General features: G+C 56.3%; 9 protein-coding genes and 1 pseudogene. 8 read left to right on the top strand and 2 right to left on the bottom strand.

The features are described 5' to 3' along the window. Positions 1–179 precede the first annotated feature (179 nt). Complete coding sequence (locus QMX78_RS16770) at positions 180–1,856, top strand: integrase (protein WP_282271655.1); 1,677 nt, start codon at positions 180–182, stop codon at positions 1,854–1,856. On the opposite strand, the gene QMX78_RS16765 is transcribed toward QMX78_RS16770, so the two are convergent. Then, a complete protein-coding gene (locus QMX78_RS16765; RefSeq protein WP_282271653.1) occupies positions 1,819–2,244 on the bottom strand; it encodes a hypothetical protein in 426 nt (141 codons plus the stop codon). The genes QMX78_RS16770 and QMX78_RS16765 overlap by 38 nt on opposite strands. A gap of 319 nt (positions 2,245–2,563) precedes the next feature. Between QMX78_RS16765 and QMX78_RS16760 the strand changes: the two genes are divergently transcribed. Further along, entirely contained in the window at positions 2,564–3,181 is a 618-nt protein-coding gene (locus QMX78_RS16760; protein WP_282271651.1) for a hypothetical protein, read from the top strand. Positions 3,182–3,193: 12 nt separating this feature from the next. On the opposite strand, the gene QMX78_RS16755 is transcribed toward QMX78_RS16760, so the two are convergent. Then, complete coding sequence (locus QMX78_RS16755) at positions 3,194–4,096, bottom strand: WYL domain-containing protein (protein WP_282271649.1); 903 nt, start codon at positions 4,094–4,096, stop codon at positions 3,194–3,196. A 109-nt stretch (positions 4,097–4,205) separates the two neighbouring features. Between QMX78_RS16755 and QMX78_RS16750 the strand changes: the two genes are divergently transcribed. The 6 genes and pseudogenes from QMX78_RS16750 to QMX78_RS16725 form a co-directional block, all read left to right on the top strand. Next, on the top strand, positions 4,206–5,384 hold the full coding sequence (locus tag QMX78_RS16750) for a metallohydrolase (protein ID WP_282271647.1): 1,179 nt from the start codon (positions 4,206–4,208) through the stop codon (positions 5,382–5,384). Then, on the top strand, positions 5,381–7,636 hold the full coding sequence (locus tag QMX78_RS16745; RefSeq protein ID WP_282271645.1) for a Mov34/MPN/PAD-1 family protein: 2,256 nt from the start codon (positions 5,381–5,383) through the stop codon (positions 7,634–7,636). Before QMX78_RS16750 ends, QMX78_RS16745 begins: the two co-directional genes overlap by 4 nt. Before the next feature lie 222 nt (positions 7,637–7,858). After that, complete coding sequence (locus QMX78_RS16740) at positions 7,859–8,734, top strand: DUF5677 domain-containing protein (RefSeq protein ID WP_282271643.1); 876 nt, start codon at positions 7,859–7,861, stop codon at positions 8,732–8,734. An 83-nt stretch (positions 8,735–8,817) separates the two neighbouring features. Continuing rightward, the gene (locus QMX78_RS16735; protein ID WP_282271641.1) at positions 8,818–9,393 is read left to right on the top strand and encodes a hypothetical protein; all 576 of its coding nucleotides are present in this window, start codon (positions 8,818–8,820) and stop codon (positions 9,391–9,393) included. 529 nt (positions 9,394–9,922) lie between these two features. Further along, on the top strand, positions 9,923–10,492 hold the full coding sequence (locus tag QMX78_RS16730) for a cyclin-dependent kinase inhibitor 3 family protein (protein ID WP_282271639.1): 570 nt from the start codon (positions 9,923–9,925) through the stop codon (positions 10,490–10,492). 138 nt (positions 10,493–10,630) lie between these two features. Then, a pseudogene (locus tag QMX78_RS16725) lies at positions 10,631–11,485 on the top strand (PA0069 family radical SAM protein); the annotation flags it as partial. Positions 11,486–11,588 lie beyond the last annotated feature (103 nt).

Below are 11,588 nucleotides of genomic sequence, written 5' to 3'. Positions count from 1 at the left end.
AGCAAACGATGGACCTTACCCATCCGTGATTGGAAGGCAGCCCTGAACCGATTTACCATCCAGTTTGAGGGGCGGCTCCCTCAGCTGTAACCCGAATCCCGTTTACACAAAAATCTGCACACGCTCTCTCCACAGCGGTGAGCTGGGAGTACGTCGAAGGTCTCGAAGAGCAATACATAATGGCTGGAGGTGATGCCGGTCGAGACAGGGCGTGGACGCATGCCACCGCGTACAAGCTCATCCACCCACTTACACAGATCTACGAGATCGCGGACAGACTGCGCGCAAGAGGCGGGCAAGCACCGTGCGAAGCGCCGTTCGATGGAAGAAGAACCTATGACGTTGTGACCGAGCCCCTTGGGCTCGCTCGAACGGGTGGATTGTTGCCTGTCCCGGACGAGATCTCGGTACCGATTCTTTCCTACGCATGTGAATGGATCGACTACGGCTCGGAGGATGTGATCAGACTTCAGGCTGAGGTCATCCCGATGCTTATCGGCGCACGGAGCGCTACGGGAGCGAGACGAATTGTCTGTCTTCGTGAGATCAAACGGCACATCGAGGAGTTCCAGATGAGCCCGATCCCAGGAACACTAACACCTTGGCATGAGCCATTGATTGCCACGGATCGGACCGATGATGCTGGGGACGAGCACGAGATTAGCGGAACTCAGATCCTAAGACGCCTAATCCTTATGACTCAAAGCGCATGCAGTACGTTGCTGCAGGCATGTACTGGGATTCGAGCTCATGAGCTGATAGGCCTCTCCCTGGACCACGATCCGACGCTACGGCACGGTGTGATCAAGTCAGTGACCTCTCTAGACGGATTAATGGAGGTGTTCTCCATCTGCGGCATTTCCGCTAAAAGGGAAGCGACTCGCCATGAGTGGACAGCTGGACTGCGTCCGTTGGGCACGAAACACCTGCCGATCGTGCTGAAGTCCATCGAAGTGTTGGTTCGACTAATGGAGCCTTGGAGAGCTCTTTCGGGTAGCAAGGCACTGATGCTCAGCTTCTCCCACGCCAAGTCCCTCCCATCGGGTACTGATGGAATTGGCCGAATGACAGCCTCCCGAAACTCTATCCTGCAGCGAGAGTTCGCCATCGAGGCCCTCATGAAGAAGCGTGGCATCGACGCGACACAAGCTATGTATGAGGTGAGAGCCCTACGCCCGCAGCGATGGAGGGTCACCTTTGCACATTATGTATTCCGATCCAAGCCGGATCTAATGCCTGCCCTACGGACTCACTTTCGTCACATGAGCGAGCAGATCACAGATCAGGGATACATCGGAAACGATGCAGCCCTGCTCGAGAATCTGGAAGGAGAGAGAGTGATGGAAACCTCTCGGTTCCTCGTTCAAATTACGCTTGGCAAGCCGATCGGAGGTGGACCTGCACAGCGGCTTCTCATGCAACATGCCGAATCAATGGCCAAGGCACTGTCCGTGATGGACGGAGAGACGCTGATTGATAAGGCGGTAGCGTACGTGAAGCTCACCGACCTCCGGATATGGACAGGGATTTACGCGAGTTGCCTGATCGACATGGTGCCTGACCGCTCCAGCTGCAACCCAGACGCAAGCCTGCTCACTGTTCTCGCCTCGCCGAACTTCGGCGTACGATCGCCCGGGCTGTGTGCGGGGTGCAAGTGTTGCATCATCCTGCCAGAGCATCGGGACTTCTGGGAGGATCGGCTTCTGAAGAACCAGGCCATTGTCCAAGCAGAGCGGATCAACCCTAAGGACCAGCGCTCAAAAATTGCCATGAGTCGTGTCGTTCAGAGTCGAGCAGTTCTGAAGACGATATCCAACGCTACCGGGGACGCTTTCGATTGTTCTGGCGGAAGTTGACGACATTGGCTCCATCGTCCCTGTTCGCACTTCGTTTCTGAAGCCGGGACACTGCGAGCTGAAGACAGGCGTTGTGGATATTTGTCTTGTGCAACAGAGCCTTCAACCTTGCATTCTCGGCCCTAAGCTTGGCGAGCTCCTCAGTCACTGAGCCTCGCTTCTCCTCCTCAGCTAGCTCTTGAATTTTGAGCCAGACATGCCCCAGTCGAGCGTGCCTTGATCCAAAGCTTCCTCTATTTACGCCTGCCTCGGCCGCGACCGAGGTGGGAGTTATGATCCGATGACCTGCGGCCATCTTTGCTTTCAGCAGTTCATTGGTTGGGCGTCGCTTCACCAGACGGTCAAGAGCGGCCAATGCCTTGTCCTCAACTGAGTTGGATCTGCTCATGCTAGTTTCCGCTGATGCGTCGTTAGTCAGTAGATAGCCTACGCTTCCTTTGCGTCCGGATCATCTAGGCGAAACAAAGTCCTCGCATTGCCGGAGCTGATCCAGATTCTGGCTGCCACGCCCCGGAAGATGAGATGAGCCAAGGAACTGGCGTTGTACCTATACGTCCGATTCTTGCCTCGGAAACGACCAGGGAACCTACGGGCGAGCACTGCCCAGATTGCCCTTGTAGAGTCATACTCTAGGGGGGGGCGAGCACTGCTCCGCCGCATGCCAATTCAATCGTTGGAGGGGAACGGAAGTGTCTGCAAAAGGGGGAATGTTGAAATGGATTGGAGCATTCATAACGTTCGATATGGCGTTACTGACCTACGTACTTGTTCCCGATTGGCGATGGGGTACGGTGGATCCGAAGATGATCATCGGTGGCCTGACGACGGTGCTGTCTCCGCCAATGCTTTACATGATGACCGCAATACTGCCGCCCGAGCTAAAGGCGTCGCTTGTATTCTGGAAGATGAAGTACTCGCTGCCTGGGTATTCTGCATTCTCGAGGCACCTGCAGGAGGACCCTAGAATCGATCCTGACGCAGTGGCTGCACGGCGAGGCCCACTTCCTTCAGACCCAGATGCTCAGCAACGACTTTGGTACAAGATCTACCGTGACCATCGCAATGACGAGGCAGTGCTTGACGCCAATCGCCGGTACCTCACCTTCCGTGATCTGGCGGTGGTCTCATTCTTCGTTGCAGTGGTAGCGCCGTTCGCGCTCACCCTATTTGACCTTGGGTTTGCTCGCGGCCCTGTGGCCGCAATCTTCTGCCTTCAGTACATTGGCGCAAGTGTAGTCGCGAGAGTGGCGGGTGTACGCCTGGTTCGGACCGTTCTCGCAATCGAAGGGACGCAGTCAGAACCAGTCCCTCCCGGCTCGAGATGATGGCTCCCTTGATTAGCGGTCTGGTCGCACAATCGTCGGTAAATAGACAGACAGCTCAGCGCGATTAGCAAGCACGATTTGCTGTGATCTAGCATTCTCGTTCTCCTGCTCTTTCAGCCCCAAACGCGCCAACAAGTAGTAACCCATTGCCTGTCTGCACTTCAGCTTTAGTTTGCCGTCGGACATGCCGTAGTCCAGTTCGATCACTCGGCGTGCACCTTCCGAAAGCAACGGGTTAGGTGCTATCTCGACATCAATGAAATGATTCCACTCCTTATCATCCGCGATCGTCGCCTGAGCTGCCCCAGAAGGCTTTGCCAGTAGGATCCGAGCAAAAATGAAGTCACGGTAGTCTTCGCGCAGGTGACAATACGCCCGGATATGCCATCGAAATCCGTCATAGGCCAATGCAAGAGGGGACATAACCCTTACGTCTGCATCAGCGCGAGCCATGGTCTGGTACGTGATTTCCAGTGCTTTGTTTGACTGGATCGCAGCGAGCGTCTCCCGCAACAGCACGACATTGACCTGGCGACTAGGAAAGCTCACTACTTCCGCCGGCGGAGGGGAACCCAGGAAGCTCAGGTCGGTACTAAGCAGGCCCGTCGTCACCGCATGTAGCTCGGCCAGGTAGCGGGCGCTCGAGGGCTCAGTGAAGACTGGGGAATAGGTTGGCATTGCTACGTATGCGCGCTCCCTGGCGTCGTACTTGGCATTCTGAGGGGCTCGCCCCGCGTATTCAGCGAAGTCCAGTGTGGCTTGCGGAGGCGAGATCTTAAAGAACTCGACCAAATCTGAGCGGTTGACCTTCCCGGTCCACAACAGGCGGGAGTCAATGAACTCCAGTCGACGTGCCTGTCCCCAACGCTCCTTTCGGGGGCTGTTGTCGTCTAACTTATTGATTTTAAGGGACATTCAGGAAATCTCCGAGCGCGGACACTATTTTTTATGACCTCATAGTTTTTCGTAGTATAGTGCAGCGGACGGCCACTAAGGGTGGTCAACCCGATGAGGCGCAATCTGAATGAGCACCATCACGTTCTTCCCGGTCGACTGTGGCGATATGACCCTGATCCGCCTTTCGGACCAGGCGGCTAGTTCTATCCTGATTGACGTTAACATCCGAGCATCGGCCGACGATCCTGACGACAGCTCTGTTCGTGATGTAGCTTCAGACCTGCGTACCAGGCTGCAGCGGGATGCACTAGGCCGGCCCTACGTAGACGTTTTCATGCTGAGCCACCCCGATGAGGATCATTGTCTCGGTCTGAGCAGGCATTTTTACCTGGGGCCGATTGCGGACTACCCCGACGACAAGAAGCCCGACAAGGATAAGCGCATCGTCATCCGGGAAATCTGGTCGTCTCCGCTCGTCTTCCGTCGTCGTTCAAAGGACCATGTTCTCTGCGACGATGCCGTGGCATTCAACCGCGAGGCAAAGCGTCGGGTGAAGCAGTACCGCCAAGGCCTCGGAAACAAGGATGGTGAGCGCGTACTGCTGATGGGAGAAGACGTTGACGGCAAGACGGATGATCTCACTTCAATCGTCATCAAACCGGGGACTACCTTCGGCCATCTCAACGGTGCGTACAACTCCTGCTTCGAGGCGACCCTCCTGGCTCCCATCCTCTGTGATGAACCAGACATTGTTGAGGAGCTGAAGAAGAACAATTCCAGCATCGTCATCAACTTCGCGCTGGATTCGGTTGAACCCGGACGTCCCCGCTGCAAGTTCCTGTCGGGTGGCGATGCGGAGGTTTATGTATGGGAGCTTCTGTGGGCTGAGTATGAACATGACGATGAAGCGCTGAGGTACGACCTTCTTCAGGCACCGCACCACTGCTCGTGGCACTCTCTGTCATGGGATAGCTGGTCAGACAAGGGCCAGAAAGCTCTGGTTTCGGAAGGCGCGCGAGCAGCGCTTGCTCAAGCTAAGTCCGGAGCAGTAATCGTGGCGAGCTCCAAGCGAATCCTGGATGACAAGAATGATCCGCCCTGTATTCGCGCCAAGCGGGAATATGAGAGCATTCTGGCCGGCGTCGGAGGGAAGTTCATGTGTACCGGCGAGTATCCCCAGCACTGGGAGCAGTCGCCGCTCGATCTACAGGTCTCGTACGGTAGCGTCCGAGTCAAGAAGGCGGGTGGAGGTTCCTCAGCTGTAGCAGCGATTGCTGCAGCACCGCGCGCAGGCTCTCCACAGTGAGCTCAGACTTCCTCGAGTGGGGCGTCGGCATCCCCGAGCACGAGGTGGATCCCTTCCAAGATGTCCGTATGCAGGCGCTGCTTAAGGCTTGTAATGCGCACGCTGACGTCAACGTGGTCGAACTAAGGCGACTTGAGGATCCGTTTAGAGCAGAGATCATCGTCGCTGATATAGGCGACGGTGCCGTCTCTCCTGGAAATGATGCAGGAATCAACAGGATCGAACGAATTGCACTGCTGTACCGCAGCGGTGCTCGATTTCCGTTCGAGGCCAGGCCTCTAAGAAAGAGCTTCCCGAAAGCATTGCATCAGTACTCTACCGGCGATCATGGCCCGCCGTCGCTCTGCATCATCGAAGGCGACTGGGAGATTGTCGAGCATAGGTACACACCGGAAGCGCTGCTCGAGATTCTTCTGAGCTGGCTGGAAAAGACAGCGGATGGCACGATTCATGAGGCCGACCGTGCCTTGGAGCCCATCTTCTACAGCCTTGGGCAATGGCTGATGCTTCCCCCTGACTTCGAGGAAGCACTGACCGATCCTTCCAAGGAGCTTGCTCTGGTAGATGCTTGGGAATGGGAACGCGGAGCCTGTTATCGGACTCGCGTGATAACCTCCGGCGCTCCTGAGCGAGCGTCCCATCGACTGTTGGTCGTTGAGGCGCGTCCTATCGGACATCCTCCGCTTTCTTCGCCACCCTCAACGCTCGGCGAGCTTGAGAAGTTGCTCACGGCTAACGGCAGTTCACTCATGCCAGGGCTCGCCACATCGGTACAAGAGGCGTTCCGGAGATGCTCCAACGCTGGAATTGGGCCAGGGGACGCTCGTATCATCTTGATCGTTCGTCTACCTAGGAGGCGAAGCGGGAAAGTTGAGAGCATCGACTCATTGGGATTCCGGCTGGACTGCAACCTGATTGATCTCGGACTGCGAATTCAGGCACTCGGTCCGTACGGTGCCAACGATGCGGTCCAGCCCATCTCACACATATTTGGAGAGGAGCCTGACTGGCCAACTAAGGGTTGGCAGGACATCGAGGTCCTCCACATCGAGGTCAGCCGTAGCCTTGATCGAGACGAAGCTCAGCGTTGGTCTGGTGTCGAGAATGGCCAGTTCCGGGGCGTGATTGCTGGTGTGGGCTCGTTGGGAAGCGCACTCGCCGATATATGGGCACGCTCCGCTTGGGGGCGATGGGACTACGTCGATCCTGATGTGCTAGCTCCGCACAATGTCGTCCGGCATGTGGGCACCCAGGACGAAGTAGGAGTGCCCAAAGTCCAAGTATTACGGCAGCATGCCCGGCGCACGCTAGGCATCCTTGATCCCAACGCAAAGGCACTGCAGAACCGGGCGTCTGATCTTGAGCTCGATACCGTTCGGAACTGCTTGATGCGTGGCGACCTACTCGTCGATGCATCCACAACTGTCCAGGTAACACGGGCTTGGTCGAGAGCCGAACTTCCTCGTGGGATGGCCACATTCTTGACGCCCTCTGGGTGCGGATGCGTACTACTGTCTGAGGACAGTACGCGGACGATCAGAGGCGATTCGCTCGAGGCGCAGTACTATCGGGCTATCATCCGACAAGAATGGGGCTCTTCGCATCTTGAATCCAAGGGGCGACCACTTCGAAGTGGGGCGAGCTGCCGCGACGTGTCTACTGTCCTTGGCTACGACAAGGTGCTGCTCAACGCATCCTTGCTAGCGACGCAGATCAGGCAACGGTCGTCGCGTGCAGAGGCAAGCATTGATGTATGGGAGACTTCAAGCGACGGGAGCATTCGTCATATTGAGGTAGCGGCTAGGCAAATCCTCTCGAAAGCGGTCGGCGACTGGAAGATCTTCTGGGACGAAGGACTTTGTGACCAACTTATGGCGGAACGAGCCAGCTCGCTTCCTGTCGAAACCGGCGGCATTCTTCTCGGCGTTGTAGACTTCAAGCTAAAAACTGTTCATTTGGTAGACGGCCGACCCGCGCCGATAGATAGCGTTTCGACAGAGGTAGATTTCCAGTGCGGGAACAAAGGCGTGCAGGAAGACATCGCCGAGGCGCAGCGACGAACCGCCGGCATGGTCATGTGGATAGGTGCTTGGCACTCACATCCCAGCGGTGTGGACGCTGTTCCAAGTGCCCAAGATAGGAAGCTTCTATCACATCTGTGGCAGCGCCTAGGTGCCCATGGGCTGCCGGCTGTGATGCTCATTGCAGGCGAAGATGGCGTTGACGTATTCCTGCACGCGACTCGGACGTAAAAACCCAAAGTTGCTTGCAGCTGCGGGCGTCGATCGGTGTGATCGCATCGCGAGACTACCGCCAAGTCCTGTTACACCCGGAGTTGTCGGGCGAACCCAGTCGCCCTAAGATTGAGCGGTATTAGGGCGAAATCCCTTCATAGGGTGATCCGTGGATAAGTCGTATCACCGGAATCGCGGAACCGCGAGATCCGCAGTTAGATCACTTCAGACCTAAAAACTATGCTCCCGGAAGCGCCGACGATTACTGAGGACCAGCTGGCTCGCTGCAGAGCAGCTGATGACTTCTGTCCAGTACTTTTCGAGTGGTACAAATTCACGAGCGCTTTGTGCAATTTCTTCGCACACCTCCAGGCAGAATCGCCTGCAGTAACGGCACCGCCGCCCCGCGATTATGCCGTGCTAATAGGTTTGCTCAATCGCATGTCCAGGCTCATGTTCTCCAACGTAGCTCTGTCGCATGAGGGGCTTTTTGGAGAAACGACCGCGATTATCGATCGGTGCATTTTTGAGTCGGCGACCAAGCTTATTTGGCTTTGCGAGACAGAACATCACGACCGGTTTGACCGCTTGGTGGCTGATGGTCTTAAGACGGAGCTCAAGTTTAGGGATCAAATCCAAGAGAACGCTGCAGAGCGCGGCGAATCTCTCGTGATCGAAACGCGAATGTTGGAATCAATTGAACGGCATGTTCAATCGTCAGGTCTGGATGCCGCCCATATCGCAGATAGCCAGAAGCTTCCGGATTTGGCTTCAATGATCGCTGCTCTCAGAAGAAACAAGCTTCTCTATCTTGTTGGTCAGAAGATTGGCTCGCATCACGTGCACGGTACTTGGCCAAGCCTAACTTTTCATTACTTAGAAGAGGCGAACGGCGCTCTCGTCCCGCGAGGCCATGACTGCAGTACACATGTGAATCAGTACGTATTCGTGCCGCTGATCGTACTGGATGCGCTCCGCTCATTCGCAAGGTTCGTGTTCAGAGATCCCGTAGACTGCGGAGAGATAATTGGGCTAATCGATTCTGTCGAGCAAGAGATCATGGCTATCAATGCTGAAGTTGTGGGCAATGATTTTGAGCGCGCGGCAGACGTCTAGCACGTCTTTCAAGCCGAGACTCCTTCGCGAGTCGGCTCGTTTTTGAGTCAAGAGCAAACTACTACTTCAAAGGTCTGGCACATATGCGTGAAATTGAAGTTGCTAAGCCACTTGCTACATTCGTATGGTTTTTCTTGGCGACGTTTGCTCTAGCTGCAATTGGAGCAGAATTTCCGAGACTCAGGCAGCATGTCGGGGACATATTGCAGGAGCAAATAGCGGGGAAAACAATTATTGCCTTCTCCGGTATTGCAGTGCTTCTTGCCTTCGGATGTGCGATCCGTAATATCGCAAAGCCTTCTCAGTACAGCAAAAAGATCGGTTACCTAATCATCGATCCAACTAACTTCATGGTTACACTCGCCTTTGTTGCTGCCGCAGTGAATTGGGGAATAACGTTATCCTCCTATGTCCTTTTTCCCTTGGTCGTTCGGGGAGAAATATTCAAGTTCGCAGTTATAAATTCGATGGAAATATCCACGATTGCCTTAGTTCTTGGTGCTTCCGTCATGGCGCTGCACCACCGGCCCGCTGAGCCAAAGACGACCGACCCTTTCGGGACGCCAGGGAAGATTGCCTTTTGGGCTGTATTTGGCATTTGCTTAGTATTCTTGGTCTTCTTCCTCGCCAGACTCGTGGTCTTGATAAGTAGTAACTGACACTTCGTTTAACGCGGTCGGCTTGATTCGGCTCGAATCCAGCGAACGCCTAAATCAAGTTGCATTTCGCCACGAGCTTAGGTCGGCGGTGGCCACTCATGGCGTTGCTCTCGCCAATAGCGCCACATCCGGCTGAAGTGAGCGATCGTGTCTGCTTCAGTCTTGTCGCCCCCGATGGGTCTTTTGCACGCTGTACACAGAGGTCATCATCTCCGCTGAGCGCCTCGACTGCATCGCGGATCTTATCCAGCTCTCCGAGCGCGCGCGGATGATTGGTGCGCTTGAGCATGCATCCTGAGACGCGGCGTAGCCGACCTTGGCTTCACTGTCCACTGGACCTCCAGCGCGCCGTCCTTGCAATGCCGAGTGCGGCTTGCGCCGTCCTTCCGGGAGTCGGGCAGTACGCCGCTGTCTTAGACATTCGGTCACGCTTCCCCTAGCACCCCTAGGCTCACAGTTGGACAATCGAACCAAAAGAGCGCAGCGTTTGCTTCTTGCCCCCAAGGGCCGTTGATTTCGGAGAGCGTAGTTGAGCAGAACAAGTATCTCCCATCCACTTCAGATTGCCACCTTGCCTGTCGGCACGAATGGCGGTTGTATCGGCGTCACCTTTGCTCCAGGAAAACATCAAGACGCCGCAATGACGGGGTCTTGGGCTCGGGACCTGAACGTCGATCTAGCGTCGATCGTCGCGTGGGGAGCCCAGCATTTGATCACCTTGATTGAGCCATGGGAGTTCGAGGAGCTTCGAATCACCTCTTTAGCGGAATGTGCCAGTGCGCACGGCTTGACGTGGCACGGCCTGCCCATTACGGATGGTGCGGCACCCGATTCGCGACTGCTTGCGCCATGGCGATCCTTAGGACCACAGCTCGCAGCGAAGCTCATGTCCGGAACCAAGATTGTGGTGCACTGCAAAGGTGGTCTGGGTCGGGCCGGCACCGTGGCGTCGATGCTCCTCATTGAAACAGGCTGTGCCTCAGACGGCATCGATGCAATTGCTAAGGTTCGCTCGGTGCGACCTGGCGCGGTGGAGACAGCGGAGCAGGAGGAATTCATCCTGAACTGGTCTAATCGCGGAGCCCAAAGTCTGAGGTAGCCGCAACGCCCCGCTAACCTACCCGTCATTGCCTTGGGCTGGAGCACAAAACGCCTGTATTACGCAGCTAGTCTGTAGAGGACTCCTCACCAGGGTGCGCAGCGCTGAACACTTTTCTCCAAACACATATAGTGCTGCTGTTCCTACTGTTTCGCGCGGCCGACGCATGCCTATCTGAATCTGTCGCCGGGGCTGGATTTCGAAACCAAGATCTTCGCCAAGACCAATGCCGCTGAAGTGTTGCGGCGTGAGTTGTCCAAACCCGGCTATGTGCCGCAGCCGATTGCCTTGGGAATCAACACCGATGCGTATCAGCCAATCGAGCGCAAGCTTGGCATCACCCGCCAGCTGATCGAGGTGATGCAGGAAACCCGGCATCCGTTCTCGCTGATCACCAAGAACGCGCTGGTCGAGCGCGACATGGATCTGCTCGCGCCGTTGGCAGAGCAGCAACTGGTCAGCGTGCATTTCTCGGTGACCTCACTGGATCCGCATCTGTCGGCCAAGCTCGAGCCGCGCGCCTCGGCACCGCATGCACGTCTGCGTGCAATGCGCCGCTTGAGTGATGCCGGCATCCCGGTCGGCGTGATGGTGGCGCCGGTTATTCCGTGGATCAACGACGCCGAACTGGAATCGGTGCTGGAAGCCTCACGCGATGCCGGCGCCAGCAGCGCCGGTTACGTATTGCTGCGCCTGCCCTACGAAGTTGCCCCGCTGTTCCGCGATTGGCTGGATGCGCATTACCCACAGCGCGCGGAGCACGTGATGAGCACCATCAACCAGTTGCGCGGCGGCAAGGACTACGACAGTCAGTTCGGCAAGCGCATGCGCGGCGAGGGTGTGTATGCGGACCTGCTTGCAAACCGTTTCAAGCTGGCCAGCAAGCGCCTGGGTTTCAACGCATCGCGCCAGCAGTGGCCGTGGCTGGACTGCAGCAAGTTCATTGCACCGCTGCCGCCGAAGAAGCCGTCCCTGCAAGGCGAATTGTTCTAAGCCCCACCTGTAGTGCCGAGCCATGCTCGGCAGCGCGTCGCATCGGTTGTGGGAGCGGCGTCAGCCGCGAAGCCAGCTGCAATGAAACCGCCTGCATCTCCAT

It is taken from the genome of Stenotrophomonas sp. PS02298 (assembly GCF_029959445.1).
Lineage (GTDB): Bacteria > Pseudomonadota > Gammaproteobacteria > Xanthomonadales > Xanthomonadaceae > Stenotrophomonas.
This window is presented reverse-complemented; position numbering and strand designations above follow the sequence as displayed.

What these genes read in the sequence shown, in the direction of transcription:
- QMX78_RS16770 (WP_282271655.1), top strand. Translation starts at nt 180, where the DNA reads ATGGCTGGAGGTGATGCCGGTCGAGACAGGGCGTGGACGCATGCCACC.
- QMX78_RS16765 (WP_282271653.1), bottom strand. Translation starts at nt 2,244, where the DNA reads ATGAGCAGATCCAACTCAGTTGAGGACAAGGCATTGGCCGCTCTTGAC.
- QMX78_RS16760 (WP_282271651.1), top strand. Translation starts at nt 2,564, where the DNA reads ATGTTGAAATGGATTGGAGCATTCATAACGTTCGATATGGCGTTACTG.
- QMX78_RS16755 (WP_282271649.1), bottom strand. Translation starts at nt 4,096, where the DNA reads ATGTCCCTTAAAATCAATAAGTTAGACGACAACAGCCCCCGAAAGGAG.
- QMX78_RS16750 (WP_282271647.1), top strand. Translation starts at nt 4,206, where the DNA reads ATGAGCACCATCACGTTCTTCCCGGTCGACTGTGGCGATATGACCCTG.
- QMX78_RS16740 (WP_282271643.1), top strand. Translation starts at nt 7,859, where the DNA reads ATGCTCCCGGAAGCGCCGACGATTACTGAGGACCAGCTGGCTCGCTGC.
- QMX78_RS16735 (WP_282271641.1), top strand. Translation starts at nt 8,818, where the DNA reads ATGCGTGAAATTGAAGTTGCTAAGCCACTTGCTACATTCGTATGGTTT.